This is a genomic window from Lentilactobacillus sp., from assembly GCF_040773105.1.
GTDB lineage: Bacteria > Bacillota > Bacilli > Lactobacillales > Lactobacillaceae > Lentilactobacillus > Lentilactobacillus parabuchneri.
The window spans coordinates 1-15,307 of sequence record NZ_JAXGWW010000036.1 but is presented as its reverse complement, the minus strand read 5'-3'; the positions used below and the strand labels follow the sequence as shown (position 1 = coordinate 15,307).

Genomic DNA, 15,307 nt, shown 5'->3' with positions numbered 1-15,307 from the left:
GTTAAAAAAGATACGATTGACGTTCTTCACAAACGAGAAGTGTTAAATAATGCCATGGTCGGCCTCGAACTGGACCGACTGGCAACTCAAGGGCTAATCAAGGAACCACTTGAAAGTATCATCATGAACGATTCGGGCGTCTTTGGTGTTGATGAAGGAATCGCACTGAACATTGCCAACATCTACGGCACAATTGGCATTACCAATTATGGCTATATTGATCGAGAAAAAACTGGCGTCACAAAAAAATTGGATGAAGCCAAGGACGGCACATCCAATACATTTATTGATGATATTGTTGGCGCGATTGCCAGTGCGGTATCCGCAAAGATTGCCCACCGAAACAACTAACCCCACCCGTGAGTCCTTTCATCGACGTCACGTTTTCTAATTCCTGAAACATAGGGATTGCCCTTAACAAAATATCTCAGTGGCTTGGTCGCCCAAGTCCCCTGATTCGCAACCCCGATTCGATTTGATTCTTCAATTTGAGCCGGGATTTTTTTGTCGTTTTGGTGAATATCAAGCTGACTGTCACCAAAGATTTCCATATTCATTTTCTTATCGGCAATGCCAAAGGCTTCCATCAATTTGCCGGGGCCGTTGGTTAAATCTACGCCGTGCTTCTCACGATTTTTCATCATGATGTCAATACCAATTGTCGGTTCAATTGCCCGAATCAGAATCCCTTGTGGAACACCTTTTGGTTGGGCAGCGACATCCAAGAGGTATCGTCCGTGGATCGAATAGATGTACACTGTACCTGGAGGCCCATATAACGGCTCGTTGGATGGTGTACGTCGCCCCTTAAATGCGTGGGCCGCCGAATCCTGTTGCCCCATATAGGCTTCGGTCTCAACAATCCAGCCACCTACCAGCCCCTCGGGTGATTCATATGTAAGCAGCATCCCCAGAAGTTTTTTGGAAATTTCATCTGTGCTGCCGTTGGAATAAAACGGGTCTTCTTTCAAAAGTGTCACGCCTTTCAAAATAAGTTAACGGAGGTTTTACGATGCAAATCAAATTGGAACGAATTTATGATAAACCCCAGGATTTATCAGGCTACCGAATCTTGGTCGATCGCTTGTGGCCACGGGGAATCTCAAAGGTTAATGCTAAATTGGACGAATGGGAGAAAGAAGTTGCCCCGTCCAAAGAGCTGCGCCAATGGTTTTCACACGATCCCGAAAAGTTTTCCGAGTTCAAAACCAAGTATATTGCGGAACTGGATGCCAATCCAAAGACGGCGGATTTTACCGCGTTAATCGCTGACAAGTTGAAAACAACTGACGTGATTCTACTCTATGGTGCAAAGGACCGCGAAAATAATCAGGCGGTTGTCTTGAAAGATTATATTGCCAATCACTTAGGCCAAGCCTGACGAATATTGGCCAACGTTAAATCATTGGTTGAGCGAAAATGAATGTCGGCCATTTTCAACACCTTAGGATCGCCAACCCCAATTGAAACGATGCCGGCCGCGTTAATCGATTCGACGCCGACAACCCCGTCGTCAATGCCGACACATTGATCAACTGATAAGCCGATCATCTCAGCTGCCTTCAAGAAGACGTCAGGGGCGGGCTTATTATGCTTTATTTGATTTAAGTCGACAATCAATGGAAAATAATCTTCCAGTTCTAATTTTTGAATTTCCTTTGGCGCGTTGGCAGATGCTGAAGCGATGATCATCTTGTAGCCATTTTGTTTAAGTTCGGCTAAGAAATCGTGAATTCCGGGTAAAATGTCATTGGGATTCATCACTTCGAGCATTTGTTGATAAATGGCGTTTTTCTTGTCGGCAAGGGCCTCTTTTTGTTGATCGGAATAGGCGTCTTCCAAGCCACCAGTGCTCAAAATTGCGTTAAGTGAATCAATTCGGTCCCGCCCTTTGATGGCCTCTTCGAGCTGGTCGCTCCACTGAACACCGATGCTTTCGGCGACCTGGCGCCACGATTTACTATGATACAGCCATGAATCTGTAATGATCCCATTAAGGTCAAATAAAACGCCTTTAACGTTTGAAAATGTTGTCATCTCAATTCCCCCCTTTTTATGCAAAGAAGGCTGAAAACAACAATCTTGTTTTCAGCCCCAACTCACTTGGTATTATTTAACTGCGTTAAAAATCCAAGTGATCCCATACTTATCAACAATCTGTCCGTACTTATTACCGGAAGACTTCTTTTCAAAAGTTACAATCACTTTAACTTCTTCTGACTCGACAACTCGATCGTAAAGTTTCTGCAGGGCAGACGAGGCCTCCGAGTCGTGTAAGTCCACTTCAATCATTAATGAAATCAGTGAGGAGACCACCGGCTTGCCTAGAAAACTATCCGCACAAAACACCTGCTTGCCAAGGATCTTGAAGCTGCCTTGCAAAGTAAGGTCGTCGAGATTAACATCCGCATTCAGCGACATGTCTTCTGCCTGTTTTTCAGTTGGGGATTCCCGCTGAATATCGGTAATACCAAAAACGTCTTGGTAATAGGCCAAGGCTTCCTTTGTATTTTCGAATGTCAGATATGGAATTAAATTAATATTATTCATTAGGTCAGCAACCCTTACTTTTTAATATTATTCAGCATTTAGAATACCGTTAATTACAATAGTTGTCAATGTTAACAAACCGTTAATGCCTATTCTAATAGGAATGATATCGCTTTTTGGCCCCATCAATTTTAAAAGTGCTAAACTATAAATTAAATGAGTCTGGAGGAAATTAATTAATGAAACTTGCAATCACAATATTTCTATTAAATGCTTTATACATTGCGATCAATACCTTTAGAACCATGCTGGTTGTCAAGGGGCACCAATTCCTGGCACCGCTGGTAGCGGTCGGAGAAGAGTTCATCTACGTGATGGCCCTGGCAATTGCATTACAACACATTGACAGTCCCCTCAACATCGCCGCATATGCCGTTGGTTTTGGTGTTGGGATTTACATCGGAATTATTATTGAAGATAAAATCGCCTTGGGGTATGTCAACTTTGAAGTAACCGTTCAAATCGACCCCACCAACCCGATTCATGCCCACAACGAAGAGTTGGCCGAAAAGCTGCGTGACCTTGGTTATGGGGTTACCGTCAGCCGAGCCGAGGGACGTTCCGGTGCCCGGTTGGTCTTGAGTATCTTAGCCCCCAGAAAAGCAGACCGGCGCTTGATGGAACAAATCAAAGAGATTTCCCCTGACGCATTCATCATGGTTCAAGAACCGGTTCAATTATCCGGTGGCTTTTGGAGTAAGGAAGTTGACCGCCGAGATCATGCGACTAATCGGATGCATCACTAGTCGTCATCCTCATCAAACAGGCCAAGTTGTTTAAGTATATTTTCAATATCCCTGAAAGAAGCGGCCGTTTTCGGCCCTGGCTTGGGTAGGTCAATTTTATGATCGGCCTTTTTGGGTTCTTTTTGCTGCTTGACCAGTTGTTGAATTGGCGGCAGCTTTTCGACTAATTGTGGCGTTTGAGCCTGGCTCGTACCCATTTTATCCATCGTCTTGTTGAGCAGTTCGTCGACAAAAACATTACCGGCATCGGCTGCGTGCCCTTTCGTCCAGTGGTATTGAATTAATTGAAATTCACGGAGTTGTTGATCAACGGCTTGCCACAGCTCCTTATTTTGAAGCTTGCTGCCGTCACTCTTAGTCCAGCCACGATTCCGCCAGCCCTTCAGCCACCCCTTTTGAATGGCGTCTAAAACGTACCTGGAATCCATCACAACGTCGATTCGACTGTTTTGCAGGTGATTGTGTGCCAAGTACTTTAAAGCCTCTAAAAACGCCATTATTTCCATTCTGTTGTTGGTGGCCCCAAACTCGCCATCCGATTTGGCAAACTGACCATCTTTCGTCTGGACTAAAAACGCCCAGGCCGCTTTATCACTAGCCTTAACGTGCCCACCACGGACATTGCCATGGTTTCTGGAGCCGCCATCGGTATAGACAATCGTCTCACCCGAAAAGCTGTCCGGTTTTGTTGGCTTTTTAGCCGGCCGTTTTTTGGTAGCGCGTTTCCGGGTTAGTTTTTGATCAGTTCCATGACCAACCTCACCGCCTAAATAGTCAACGGCTTCTTCACGCGTCTTGAAGCTTTTATATTGCGCACCTGAATAGCCCTTGACCAGCTTTTCAGTCTCGTCCCAAGTCGTAAAGATCCCGGTCTTTTTTCCTTTTTTGACTGCATAAAATTTCATTAAGTTCCGTTCTCCAGTTCAACATTTTTTCAGAAAAAATGTTAATAATTATTTATAATGTTTCTATCTACTTTGCAATTAGATAAATCTATGCGAAAATGTTAAATAAAGGGGGCAACTGAATATGACCCAAACTAAAGCCACATTGATCTCGGTCGACGAAGCCAAAGCGCTTTTAAAAGACCAATCAGATCAAATAAACGAGCGCTTTCCCCGATTAAAAAAACAAGGTAAGTACATTTTACCTGATTATCGGTTAACAAGAAAACGTGAAGCTTTCAAAATTCGAAAGCATACATTTTTACAGCGCCATGCCCGTTCCTACGTTGCATTTGACTCGGAAAACGGTCAGACGCTTTGGATGCACAATTTTCCCAGCCTAACTGAGGCGTTGTTCTGGTTGGATACCGGTCTTAAACCCACCGATACTGACACCAACACTTCATACAAGTCTTGGAAGGAAATGCATGAAGATGACATCACTGCCCTCAAAGATATTTTGAAGGAACGCTCTAAAAAGCGCAAGGAAGCTCTTGCAGCTAAAAAAGCAGCGACGATGCCAAAGAAGAAGCCGGCTGCAGTTAATAAATCCAGTGTGGCCAAGAAAAAGAAAGCAAATTAATTCGAGAGTTGGCACCCAGTACTTGGGTCCCAATTTCAGCTTTACCACATTTAAAGGACTGGCACAGGCAAAACAGATACGTTTTGCCTGACCAGCCCTTTTTAATATGCCCTAAATATAGTTCCCAGCAACGTCAGACTCGTCAAAGGCCTCGACAAACTTCTTGTGATAAGCAGCCTCATAGGCGGCGACTTTTTGCTGACAATCCTGTTCACGCATTTTGTCAGCGGCTTCTCGTTCCGATTTAATCGAGGGATCCGGGTAGATTGGCTGTAAGACATGAACCGTGTAATTAATACCATGGGGATCACCCTTGGTCGGTGCGTCTGCCATCGAAACAAAGCAGGAAACCACCGGCACATTGAATTTCACAGCGTAATAGTAAGCACCGCGTTCAAGGGGCCGTGGCTTTCGGTAGTTGAACCACATCTCCCGTTCCGGATAAATCAGGATGGACTGCTGACGATCCAAGCTCTGCTTTAACAGCTTGATAAAGTTTTTGCCCATGTAATTAATGCTGTCGCTAATCGGAATGGTATCCGAATAGGTCATCAAAAAGCCCAGCAGACCGGGCATTTTTAGGTTGGTCAATTCAACGACAATCGACAAATCAGGCAACTTAAGTGCCGAGCGGATGAGTAAACTGTCAATCGGACTAAAGTGATTAGCTGTTACAATTGCCGGCCATTTAACGTCCGCTAAATGAGCCTGCCCCTCCACCTGTAAATTGGGGCTGAGCATTCTGGCACCAATATTCATCATCGAACGGGCTTCAACGGCCCTTAGTCGGTAACGTCTGGTCTGATGCAACTTCAAAAAATCGGCTAAAACCGATTGCTGCTCAGCTAATGTCAACACCGGGTCGTTAATTTCAACTTTTTGATTTAATTTTCCTTGGCGAACATTTTCGGCAATATTACGGATGACTTTATCACGGTCACCAAGTTTTACTGGTGTAAAAGTCATAGGGCGATGTTGACTCCTTGCTTTGTTCGGGCCGCAAACGTATCTGGCTTGTTGGTTGTATCAACCGCCAACTGGATCAAATCAGCCTGGTTCTTCTGATCGCGAGCTACTTCTTTGTCATCCATCGCTGCCAGTTCGTCGGTTAAGGCCTTGTAATAAGCGGTATTTTTGGCGTACTTCCAGAAATATTCTTTACGTTGGCAGTCCTCATAGCGCCATGGCTTGGCAAACAGGTTGTAGTGAATCAGCCAAGGGGTCACATCCAAAGGCGTCGAGATTTGAATATTCCAAGACGGATTAAGGTAATAGATTCGTTTTCTGGCAATCGCATTCATGTAGTCCTGGTCCGGTGCCAAGCTCTTGAAATGGTATTGATTCAAGAGGTCCAAAAAGTGATCGGCAAAATGGCTCTCACGCATTGCCTTTAAGTTCATCAGCAAAACGCCAGAATTAATGTATTTTTGCGAATCGATGCCGATGGCTTTTTCAGCATAGGCCATCGTTTCCGGGTTATGGCCGATAAAATGATCAGAAACCGCACCAACCAAGTTATCCCCAAGGTCCGTGTCGAATAATTTGCCAATGTCATTTAAAACTACGGTATCAGAATCTAAATAAATTGCTTTATCGAGCTTTGGAAATAGTTCGGCGATGAATAACCGGAAATAAATCGTATACGTAAAGTAGTCACTGCGTAGCTTGTTTCCCTTGTCGGTGATTTCCTTTTTCAAACGATCGTTAATCGAAACAAAGCTGATTTGAACGTTATCACGCGCAAATTTTTTCAACTGGTCGCGATTTTCCTGATTCAAATCGTCACATAAAATAATAATGTCATAGTCCCGTGTTGTTGAAGCATTGGCCTCTAAGGATTCCAGCGCCACTGCCAAATAAGCGGCGTAATTATCATCGACTGCAAAAAATACCGGTACTGTTTGATTAGACATGAATCTTCCTCCTAGAATTTAGTCGTCTGTTTGTCGCTCATAGTGAATGTAAGCAACGTTACTTTCACGGCTTCGAAGCACCATCTGATCATAAACCTGATCATGGAGCTTTCGTTGCCGGGATTTGCGAGATAGTGCCATGTCTGGCATAAACGGGCCGTCAAAGTAGATAACCTGTTTCGGCCGCTTTAAAAGCCGGCTTTTTTGATATGTAATCGTCATCGTGTAGCTGGGAACGTTCTCTGCCACAGGATAGTGAAATGCTCCAACTGGAAATGGGCGAATATGGGTATAATAAGGCCAGACGTGTGCTTCAGGGTAGACGAAGACCCGTTGGTGCTGGTCCAGCCGTTTCTTCATGGCCCGTTGAAATTTCACCATTTGAGATAATTTGTCCGGCAAAATCAAGGCCCCACACATCGTCAAAAATCGACCGACAATTGGAATCCCCAAGTTGGCCGGTTCGGCAATCGGATAAGCGCGTCGGGGAACAGCGACCAGCATTGGCAACAGCGCATCCCCTAATGGCTGTGTGTGGTTCGCATAAACAAAAGCCCCCCGCCGACCTTGAGTGGCCAAGCAGTGCTTGTTTCGAAACGATGCGTGTAAATAAAACCGACAGTACAGAAAACTAAACGCCACGGCAAGTGCATAAATGACCGTTCCAATGCCTCGGTAGATAAGTGAGGTGTGCAGCCAAACGTGGTTGTCGGGGATCGTCGCATCCTGATGTTTAGTGAACACAACATCGTCATCAAAGGATCGATACCGATATGTTTTAGATGTGTGCTGCTTCATCAGGATGCCACCTCCTCATATTAAACGACTGATTTGGACAAGTCCATCTTAAAATAAATGGTGACATAATTTTATCATATCGACAGCTAAATAAAACCTTTTGAACGAATCATTGATTTCTTACACCAAATTAGTGTTAAAATGACGCTTGCTATGCTAGTTTAAAGAGTGAGTATATTAATCAATATTTTGGGGGATTCATCGATGCCAGATCATTCTAATAAACCGCAAAAATTTAATTTAAAGACGTTTTTAACCCTCATTAACCGGATTCACCCACGATACTGGCAACTGATCGCAGGCTTTTTGCTTGGCGTATTGGCGACCGCCATGCAACTGGCCGTTCCAGGAATTGCCAAGGGGATCATCAATTCAATCGGACATCACATGAACACTACGTTAATTGTCGGCGTGGTCCTTTTATTCCTATTAAGTACAATTATCGGTGCCTGTTCCGGAACCGTCTTGGGCTTTTTCGGTGAAGACGTGGTTTATAAGCTGCGAAAAACGCTTTGGAACAAGATTCTAAAATTACCAGTTCATTATTTTGATGAGACCCAGTCCGGTCAAATCACCTCCAGATTAGTCAATGATTCGACTCAGGTCAAGGAACTGTTGGCAAATTCCGTTCCAAAGACTGCCACTTCAATCATTCAACTCGTTGGGGCGATGGTCTTGATGATGATTATGGACTGGCGGATGACGATTATTATGTTCATTGCTATCCCCCTTGTCCTCGTCTGCCTGCTACCAATTGTCCGTCAGTCGCACAAAATTGCCCGGGCCCGTCAAGATGCCTTGGCAGACCTTAACGGAAAAGCCGGTGAAATGCTGGGTGAAGTCCGCCTAGTTAAATCCTCAACTGCCGAACCGCTTGAAAAGTCGGCTGGCGATCAACGCATGTTTCGCCTGTATCGAATTGGCCGTCGGGAAGCCATTTATGACTCAATCGCCGGCCCCGTCATGGGCATGGTGATGATGGCCATGGTACTGGGAATTTTGGCTTACGGTGCCCTCCGGGTTCGTGAAGGCGCCATCGACATTGGAACCCTATTTTCATTTCTAATGTACCTGGTTCAACTGATCGGACCGTTTGCGATCCTCGGCCAATTTATGGCTGACGTCGCCAAAGCAAGTGGTTCGACCACCCGAATTCAAGCCTTGCTTCAAACACGTGAGGAAGATCAACAGTCTGGAAGCGATTTTGATATCAGCGGCCAAACGTTAAAAATGAGCCATGTCAGCTTTTCGTATGAAAAGGACAAACCAATCCTCCACGACGTTTCATTTACCGCTCCTGCCAATTCCGTGATCGCCTTTGCCGGTCCGTCGGGTGGCGGAAAATCAACTATCTTCAGTCTTTTAGAACGCTTTTATCAGCCGGACAGTGGCCATATTATGATTGGCGATACCGAAGTAGACGATATCAAGCTTGGAAGCTGGCGGAATCAAATTGGGTTGGTTGGCCAAGACGCCGCAATCATGTCCGGCACCATCCGTTATAATTTGACCTATGGGCTCGATAAAACCTTTGAAGACGAACAACTTTGGCATGTTTTAGATATGGCCTACGCGACCAAATTTGTCAAAGCCATGCCACGCGGTCTCGACACTGAAGTGGGTGAACGCGGGATAAAAGTCTCCGGCGGGCAACGCCAACGCTTGGCTATTGCCAGAGCTTTCTTAAGAGATCCGAAGATTTTGATGCTTGATGAAGCCACTGCCAGCTTGGATTCCGAATCAGAAATGATGGTCCAACAAGCTCTCGACAAATTGATGGTGAACCGAACGACCTTAGTCATCGCCCACCGCCTCAGCACCATCACTGACGCGGATGAAATCTACTTCATCGAAAATGGTCGGGTCAGTGGTCACGGAACCCATAAACAGTTAGTCAAAAGTACGCCACTGTACCGAGAATACGTGGAAAACCAATTTTCAGAAGAAAAAACGCATCAGCCAATTCGGACGGAAAAGCAAGCAACGTCTTGAGAATGTGCTGGATGAAAAAGAGAGGCTGAGCTAAAAGTATCAACTTTTGGCTCAGCCTTTTTCTGGTGATTCCATATTATCTTGCCTAAACATGTTCCTCAAACCAGCTCCGTCCGCTTAATGCTCCGAAGCTATGCGGTTTAACTCGCACTCTGTTGTTTTATTTGGATAAAACGGGCTCCGCCTGCAGCTTAGCCATTATCTCTTGATACTCATCCAAGATGTCATCATATTCGTGTAAATTCAGCTGGGAGTGGACCTTGTCGACTTCCCAGGGTTTGACCGAAACCGTATGAATAATCGGCCAAAATTTCCAACGAGTTGAAAAATGCTGGAACACCGTGTCCGGTTGAACATCCTGTTGCTCATTATACTTCTCTGCCACGAACGCCTTATGCTTTGCCAACTTGTTCATGGCCGATTGATCAGGCATAATCATTGGCCGTTTGGCACAGTATGCCCGGCAGCGCGCCAATAGCTGATCTTGGCGAATCTGTTTAAGATTCATCAGCAGCATTCCGGAGTTAATGTAGTCAAACGGCCGTAGCTGATGATGGAAAAACCAGCGGCCATAATGATCAAGAACCCCTAGAAAATCTATGTTATCCAGCGCTTGATGGTAGAACGCTTCAAACGGTCGCCGACAAACGACATCCGCATCTAAATATAAAATCCGATCTGAGAACTGTGGTACTAAATCACTGTATAGTCTTAACATACTGTACGGCGTAAATAATGTATTAATATTGGCAGTTGGCAATTCCGCTTCAAACTTTTCGGTCATATCGATTTTAATAACGGCATTCCGGTTGTTCCCCTGCTTGGCCAGATCGTTTAAAAAGTCGATATGATCGTCACTCAACGCTTGAAACTGGCGGTGCTTATTGCGAAGGTGTCCGGTCATAATATAAATTTTCAGTGGTTCATGAGCGTGTTTGGTTAACGACAAGATTGAGATAATCAAGCCTTCAAACATGTTGTCGTCACCACAATATAAAATATCCAACGTTGCTTCCCCCTGTCGTGCTACCCACTCAAAGTGTGTCATATTTGACGTAAAATGGCAACAAAAGAGCGTGTACATGATGTGTGTAAAAAAGAGTCGGCACAACGGATATTGTCCCAACTCCTACTTTAAACGATTAATCTTCGAAGTGATTTGTCACGTGTTTCGGCTCGGTTTGAACCAAAATTTGGCCATTGTGAATTGAATACAAAATTTCTGATCGCTCATTTAAGGCATTGTAGAAATTATTGTTGTTCATGATGATACAGTTGGCCGGCTTCCCAACATGAATGCCATAGTGACCACTAATGTGCATCGCCTTGGCAGCGTTTGTCGTGATAAATTGATACGAATTCATGATATCGTCATAGCCCATCAGATGCCCGACATGAATGCCCATTTGAACAGGGTCAAGCATGTTGCCATTGCCCATTGGATACCAGGGATCCTTGAGATCATCTTCACCAAAGGCAACGTTGATGCCAGCTTCAGCCAACTCCTTAACCCGGGTCATTCCCCGACGCTTGGGATAGGTATCAAAACGGCCACCCAGATTGGTGTTAACCAACGGATTGGCAATGAAGTTGATATGAGACATTCTCAAGAGACGGAATAATTTATACGTGTAGGCGTCGTTATATGACCCCATCGCAGTGGTATGACTGGCAGTCACTTTGTCGCCCATGCCGCTTTCCAGTGCCAAAGTTGCCAGTACTTCAAGGTTTCGAGAAGCGGGATCGTCAATTTCGTCACAGTGGACATCAACTAATTTACCCTTACTTTCAGCAACCTTCATCAAGAATTTCAACGACTCAACCCCGTAGTCACGGGTAAATTCAAAATGCGGGATCCCACCAATCGCATCGGCACCCATATCGGCCGCGGCAATCATCAATTCCTTGCCGTTTGGATAGGACAATATGCCTTCTTGGGGAAAAGCGACCAGTTGAAGTTCTACCTGGTCGGCAACTTCATCACGAACTTCAATTAAGGCCTTTAAAGCCGTCAAATCCGGATCGGTGACGTCAACATGGCTTCGAATAAATTGAATCCCGTTGGCGACTTGAATTTTGATGGCTTTCTTAGCGCGGGTCTTCACGTCGTCAATCGTTAACTTCTTCTTACGTTCACTCCAAATTCGAATGCCGTCAAATAACGTCCCGGATTGATTCCACTCAGGATCGCCGGCCGTTTGGGTCGCATCCAGATGAACATGGGGATCAACAAACGGTGGCAGCAATAATTTATCGGTGGCGTCAATCACCTGTTCACCGTCACTGGGTTCAATACTTGGCGCAATCTTGACAAACTTGCCGTCAGCTATTTTGACGTCACTGGTTTGTTCTGCATTTTCGATATGGACATTTTTGATAAGCATGTCATTTATCCCTCACAATCAACGTATTTATTCATATTATAGTCTATTTTGGCAGCAAAGTTGGGCCCTTTCTGGTGAGTGTGCGATAATACATATGTGATCCCTATTAAGACATTGGCATTTTTTTGCTAAGTGAAAGGTTCTGATTCATTGAATTCAAAAACCAGATTGGCATTACCACAGATCTTGACGTTAGGTTTCCTGATTATTATCTTAGTGGGAACTTTTTTACTGTCACTGCCAATCTCAAGTAAATCGGGGCATATGACCAGTTATATCAACGCCTTTTTCACAGCGACTTCCGCGACTTGTGTGACCGGAATGACGGTGGTCAACACCGCGCTTCATTGGAGTATCTTCGGTAAAATTGTGATCCTGATGCTGGTCGAAATTGGTGGTTTGGGCTTTATGACATTCGCCGTTCTGCTGTTTGTGTTTATGCGCCGGAAGGTTGATTTGACTACCCAACTGCTAACCCAACAGTCCCTTAACCTACAATCGTTTGCCAACACCAGCACGGTTGTTTTTCTGGTGGTTCGCATTTCCCTGGCAATTCAAGTTCTTGGAACCGGCCTGATCTTCATTGATTTCTATCCCCGTTATGGGTTGGTTAAAGGCCTGGGTTATAGCATTTTTCACTCAATCAGTGCATTTTGTAATGCCGGCTTTGATTTGTTTGATAACAGTCTCGTGCGGTTTCAAACAGATCCCTACCTGCTGTTCGTATTGACGATTCTCATCATCTCCGGGTCCCTCGGCTTTCTGGTTTGGAAGGACATTCTTTTCTACCATGAAGATCATCGGTTAAGCCTGCACACCAAATTGGCGTTGACCACTTACCTGGGAATTATCGTTATCAGCTTTGTGGTCTACATGCTGACTGAGCGTAATTTCTCAGAGGGCAGTCATTTAACCATTTTCCAGCGGATTATGAACACCTGGTTTTTATCTGTGACACCAAGAACTGCCGGCTTCTACACCTTTCCAGTCACTCATATTTCCCTTGGTGGGGCATTTTTTACCATGATTTTGATGCTGATTGGTGGAACGCCCGGATCGACTGCCGGCGGGATCAAAACCACGACGGTGGGCATACTTTTAATTCGAGTGTGGGCAACCCTCCGTGGCAAGCGGGACGCTACGTTTTGGGGGCGCCGATTCAGTGACGATAACGTTACCAGGTCTTTATCGCTGGTATTCTTAGTCGCCGTCGTCCTGTCGATTGCGACTCTGATTTTAACTTTCACGGAGACCATCCCCAAATCAGAAGGATTGGAATACATCATGTTTGACGTCGTTTCAGCCTTTGGTACAACCGGATTTAGTCTGGGGTTGGTTGCGCATTTGAGCGTGATCGGCAAATTAATTTTCGCGGTGCTGATGTTCATGGGCCGGGTTGGAATTTTCACGGTGATGTACTCATTGTTAACGTCAAAGCGACCAGAAGATGCCTTCAGATATCCGGAAGAAAATGTGATGATTGGTTAATTTGAAAGTCTGGTCAAAAAAGCGGCTTTTCATCCAAAAACCATATATCATGAGGTAATAATCAATTCAACGTAGAGGAGCATTCATACCATGAAACAAAATTACGCAGTCATCGGCCTCGGCCTTTTTGGATCCAGCATTGTCAACGCCTTGCTGGAACACGACCAGGAAGTGCTGGTGATTGATAAAAATGAAAATCGGGTCAACGAGTTTCGCGATAGAGCAACCGAAGCCATTGTTGCCGACACTCAAAATGAACTGGCATTAAAACAACTTGGCATCGGTAATTTTGACAATGTGTTTGTCGCTATCGGAACCGATTTGGAGGCCAGCATCATGACCACCATGATCTGTGAAGAATTAGGCGTTAAACACCTGGTATGTAAGGCTGAAAACGCCCGCCATGCCAAGGTTCTGGAAAGGTTGGGCGCCGATGAGGTCATCCAGCCCGAACGTGACATGGGCCAGCGAATTGCCTTGCACGTTATGGAGCCTAAGATCCTCAACGATTTAAAGCTAAAGGGTGAGTTGTCGGTTATCGAATTTGAGCTGACAAATCCCAAGTTATTTAATAAGACCCTCAAAGAACTGAACTTAACCAATCGCTACAAGATTTCCGTGATTGCCCTTTCCCATGCCGATGAGGAAGGTGCGATCATTCCCAATCAATCGACCATCACGAAGCCAGGAGATATTGTGACCATTATTGGTACGGAGAAGGATGTTGAAGCGTTTGAGGAAATTGCGACGGCGTAAAAAGAGGCCATTAGTCCCTTGAAAAGAGCAGGCCTAATCAAAATTCGGATGAACTTTGATTAGGCCTGCTCTTTAGTTGTTCCAAATAAAAAGGATTGTGATACAAGAATAGACTAACGCACTTTCTGAAGTGTTACTTACTTTTCGGTTCCTCGAACAAATGTCTCAGCAATTAAACTTGGATTAATAACGCCGCTGACCGTAAGTGACCACGGAGAACCAGGCTGATGGGTAATCTTACTCAACCCAGCAGCAGTTTTATCACCATAATCTTTTAAAATGTCATTTAGTAAACCTGAAATCTCATTGTCCTTTTGGATTAAATTATAATCGTCAAACGCTTGCTTATCCAAGCCAATTGAAATAATGTCTCGGTGACCATTGAATGCCGTGTGGATCTCCTCAACGACCGGCCCATAAGGCATGGCGATAATTGGCGAGCTAAATAGCTTACCATGGGTTGTGGCTGCATACCGGCCAAATGCAAAGTACAATAATTTCACGACTTTCATTTGGGTTAAATCTTCAATATTTTCATCATTTTTGGCATCAAAAAAGTTTGTTACCCGATACCAATTAGCTAGCTGCAATGCTGAATACTTGGGCTGAGGAGCATGTTCAACAATGACATCATCACTCTCAGCATCAAAGTAATCGTTAATCTTTTTGATCACTGTTTTAGGTAATCGATTTTGGTGTTTTTCTTGATCTTGCTTAATCAAGTTATGAAGCAGATGATCATCAGACATCAAGGCTTTTAAAAGCTGATTATTTGCTTCCGATGGAAAGGCACCCGTCTCATACATTGCAACAGTATTCGGACTCCAGCCCAGCAATTTAGCAAATTCCCGTTGCGAAAGCCCGATTTTGGCACGATATTTCTTAATATCCATTGGGGAAACCAAACTCATTTCCTGACGGTACATGGCGTTAGCAATTTCAACAGCTTGATCGTCGAGCTCGGAATCCTCAACCAATTCATGAGTTTCACTATCAAAGCGAGCTGGGGCGGTAACTGAATATTCATGACCGTGAATTAAAAATGTGTTGGTATAATCTTTAACATAAGTCTTAGCCATATCAATTTACCTCCTAAAATTAGTTTGAAACATGAAAACTAATAAATCGAACTTGACGATCATTATCAACGAAT

The 15,307-nt window shown here is 44.6% G+C and carries 17 protein-coding genes; 7 read left to right on the top strand and 10 right to left on the bottom strand.

Annotated features, from left to right (window positions below):
* On the top strand, positions 1-351 hold a 351-nt coding region (locus AB3112_RS03380), incomplete at its 5' end, for a phosphatidylglycerophosphatase A (RefSeq protein ID WP_367333955.1).
* Here the strand turns inward: AB3112_RS03380 and AB3112_RS03375 are convergent.
* A complete protein-coding gene (locus AB3112_RS03375) occupies positions 348-971 on the bottom strand; it encodes a DNA-3-methyladenine glycosylase (RefSeq protein ID WP_084974289.1) in 624 nt (207 codons plus the stop codon). The two genes, AB3112_RS03380 and AB3112_RS03375, sit on opposite strands and share 4 nt — an antisense overlap.
* 41 nt (positions 972-1,012) lie before the next feature.
* Between AB3112_RS03375 and AB3112_RS03370 the strand changes: the two genes are divergently transcribed.
* Complete coding sequence (locus AB3112_RS03370; protein WP_084974287.1) at positions 1,013-1,381, top strand: DUF488 domain-containing protein; 369 nt, start codon at positions 1,013-1,015, stop codon at positions 1,379-1,381.
* Here the strand turns inward: AB3112_RS03370 and pgmB are convergent.
* Together pgmB and AB3112_RS03360 are read right to left on the bottom strand one after the other, a co-directional pair.
* Positions 1,363-2,037 (bottom strand): beta-phosphoglucomutase, encoded by a 675-nt coding sequence (gene pgmB / locus AB3112_RS03365; RefSeq protein WP_084974285.1) that lies wholly within the window; start codon positions 2,035-2,037, stop codon positions 1,363-1,365. The genes AB3112_RS03370 and pgmB overlap by 19 nt on opposite strands.
* A 72-nt stretch (positions 2,038-2,109) precedes the next feature.
* Positions 2,110-2,550, bottom strand: coding sequence for a VOC family protein (locus tag AB3112_RS03360; RefSeq protein ID WP_084974283.1), 441 nt, complete (start codon positions 2,548-2,550; stop codon positions 2,110-2,112).
* 179 nt (positions 2,551-2,729) lie between these two features.
* On the opposite strand from AB3112_RS03360, the gene AB3112_RS03355 reads away from it, so the two are divergent.
* Positions 2,730-3,296, top strand: coding sequence for a DUF2179 domain-containing protein (locus tag AB3112_RS03355; protein ID WP_367333954.1), 567 nt, complete (start codon positions 2,730-2,732; stop codon positions 3,294-3,296).
* Here AB3112_RS03355 and AB3112_RS03350 read toward each other — a convergent pair.
* Positions 3,293-4,201, bottom strand: coding sequence for a ribonuclease H family protein (locus tag AB3112_RS03350; RefSeq protein WP_367333953.1), 909 nt, complete (start codon positions 4,199-4,201; stop codon positions 3,293-3,295). The two genes, AB3112_RS03355 and AB3112_RS03350, sit on opposite strands and share 4 nt — an antisense overlap.
* Before the next feature lie 124 nt (positions 4,202-4,325).
* Between AB3112_RS03350 and AB3112_RS03345 the strand changes: the two genes are divergently transcribed.
* Positions 4,326-4,823: a hypothetical protein gene (locus AB3112_RS03345; protein ID WP_057910680.1), complete on the top strand. Its 498-nt coding sequence runs from the start codon at positions 4,326-4,328 to the stop codon at positions 4,821-4,823.
* Between the two features lie 111 nt (positions 4,824-4,934).
* Here the strand turns inward: AB3112_RS03345 and AB3112_RS03340 are convergent, their stop codons facing one another.
* Genes AB3112_RS03340 through AB3112_RS03330 form a run of 3 tightly spaced genes read right to left on the bottom strand, consistent with a single transcriptional unit; the run spans position 4,935 to position 7,534 of the window.
* Entirely contained in the window at positions 4,935-5,789 is an 855-nt protein-coding gene (locus AB3112_RS03340) for a lysophospholipid acyltransferase family protein (protein ID WP_084998328.1), read from the bottom strand.
* Positions 5,786-6,736, bottom strand: coding sequence for a glycosyltransferase family 8 protein (locus tag AB3112_RS03335; RefSeq protein ID WP_084974274.1), 951 nt, complete (start codon positions 6,734-6,736; stop codon positions 5,786-5,788). Before AB3112_RS03335 ends, AB3112_RS03340 begins: the two co-directional genes overlap by 4 nt.
* A gap of 18 nt (positions 6,737-6,754) precedes the next feature.
* A complete protein-coding gene (locus tag AB3112_RS03330; RefSeq protein WP_367333952.1) occupies positions 6,755-7,534 on the bottom strand; it encodes a 1-acyl-sn-glycerol-3-phosphate acyltransferase in 780 nt (259 codons plus the stop codon).
* A gap of 204 nt (positions 7,535-7,738) precedes the next feature.
* Here AB3112_RS03330 and AB3112_RS03325 point away from each other — a divergent pair, with 204 nt between their 5' ends.
* Entirely contained in the window at positions 7,739-9,526 is a 1,788-nt protein-coding gene (locus tag AB3112_RS03325; RefSeq protein WP_367333951.1) for an ABC transporter ATP-binding protein, read from the top strand.
* A 160-nt stretch (positions 9,527-9,686) separates the two neighbouring features.
* Here AB3112_RS03325 and AB3112_RS03320 read toward each other — a convergent pair whose 3' ends face one another.
* Positions 9,687-10,574: a glycosyltransferase gene (locus AB3112_RS03320; protein WP_084998324.1), complete on the bottom strand. Its 888-nt coding sequence runs from the start codon at positions 10,572-10,574 to the stop codon at positions 9,687-9,689.
* A 94-nt stretch (positions 10,575-10,668) separates the two neighbouring features.
* Complete coding sequence (gene codA / locus AB3112_RS03315) at positions 10,669-11,910, bottom strand: cytosine deaminase (RefSeq protein ID WP_084974269.1); 1,242 nt, start codon at positions 11,908-11,910, stop codon at positions 10,669-10,671.
* Between the two features lie 150 nt (positions 11,911-12,060).
* On the opposite strand from codA, the gene AB3112_RS03310 reads away from it, so the two are divergent.
* Together AB3112_RS03310 and AB3112_RS03305 are read left to right on the top strand one after the other, a co-directional pair.
* On the top strand, positions 12,061-13,398 hold the full coding sequence (locus AB3112_RS03310; protein ID WP_057910686.1) for a TrkH family potassium uptake protein: 1,338 nt from the start codon (positions 12,061-12,063) through the stop codon (positions 13,396-13,398).
* 90 nt (positions 13,399-13,488) lie between these two features.
* Positions 13,489-14,154, top strand: a complete 666-nt coding sequence (locus AB3112_RS03305) for a TrkA family potassium uptake protein (RefSeq protein ID WP_057910687.1) — start codon at positions 13,489-13,491, stop codon at positions 14,152-14,154.
* A gap of 137 nt (positions 14,155-14,291) precedes the next feature.
* Here AB3112_RS03305 and AB3112_RS03300 read toward each other — a convergent pair whose 3' ends face one another.
* Positions 14,292-15,233: a type II TA system antitoxin MqsA family protein gene (locus tag AB3112_RS03300; protein ID WP_084998322.1), complete on the bottom strand. Its 942-nt coding sequence runs from the start codon at positions 15,231-15,233 to the stop codon at positions 14,292-14,294.
* Positions 15,234-15,307: the final 74 nt, after the last annotated feature.

Bases quoted from the DNA above. Each gene is read 5' to 3' on its own strand.
- AB3112_RS03335 (WP_084974274.1), bottom strand. From the start codon at position 6,736: ATGTCTAATCAAACAGTACCGGTATTTTTTGCAGTCGATGATAATTAC.
- AB3112_RS03330 (WP_367333952.1), bottom strand. From the start codon at position 7,534: ATGAAGCAGCACACATCTAAAACATATCGGTATCGATCCTTTGATGAC.
- AB3112_RS03340 (WP_084998328.1), bottom strand. From the start codon at position 5,789: ATGACTTTTACACCAGTAAAACTTGGTGACCGTGATAAAGTCATCCGT.
- codA (WP_084974269.1), bottom strand. From the start codon at position 11,910: ATGCTTATCAAAAATGTCCATATCGAAAATGCAGAACAAACCAGTGAC.
- AB3112_RS03325 (WP_367333951.1), top strand. From the start codon at position 7,739: ATGCCAGATCATTCTAATAAACCGCAAAAATTTAATTTAAAGACGTTT.
- pgmB (WP_084974285.1), bottom strand. From the start codon at position 2,037: ATGACAACATTTTCAAACGTTAAAGGCGTTTTATTTGACCTTAATGGG.
- AB3112_RS03350 (WP_367333953.1), bottom strand. From the start codon at position 4,201: ATGAAATTTTATGCAGTCAAAAAAGGAAAAAAGACCGGGATCTTTACG.
- AB3112_RS03355 (WP_367333954.1), top strand. From the start codon at position 2,730: ATGAAACTTGCAATCACAATATTTCTATTAAATGCTTTATACATTGCG.
- AB3112_RS03345 (WP_057910680.1), top strand. From the start codon at position 4,326: ATGACCCAAACTAAAGCCACATTGATCTCGGTCGACGAAGCCAAAGCG.
- AB3112_RS03320 (WP_084998324.1), bottom strand. From the start codon at position 10,574: ATGACACACTTTGAGTGGGTAGCACGACAGGGGGAAGCAACGTTGGAT.
- AB3112_RS03305 (WP_057910687.1), top strand. From the start codon at position 13,489: ATGAAACAAAATTACGCAGTCATCGGCCTCGGCCTTTTTGGATCCAGC.
- AB3112_RS03300 (WP_084998322.1), bottom strand. From the start codon at position 15,233: ATGGCTAAGACTTATGTTAAAGATTATACCAACACATTTTTAATTCAC.
- AB3112_RS03360 (WP_084974283.1), bottom strand. From the start codon at position 2,550: ATGAATAATATTAATTTAATTCCATATCTGACATTCGAAAATACAAAG.
- AB3112_RS03370 (WP_084974287.1), top strand. From the start codon at position 1,013: ATGCAAATCAAATTGGAACGAATTTATGATAAACCCCAGGATTTATCA.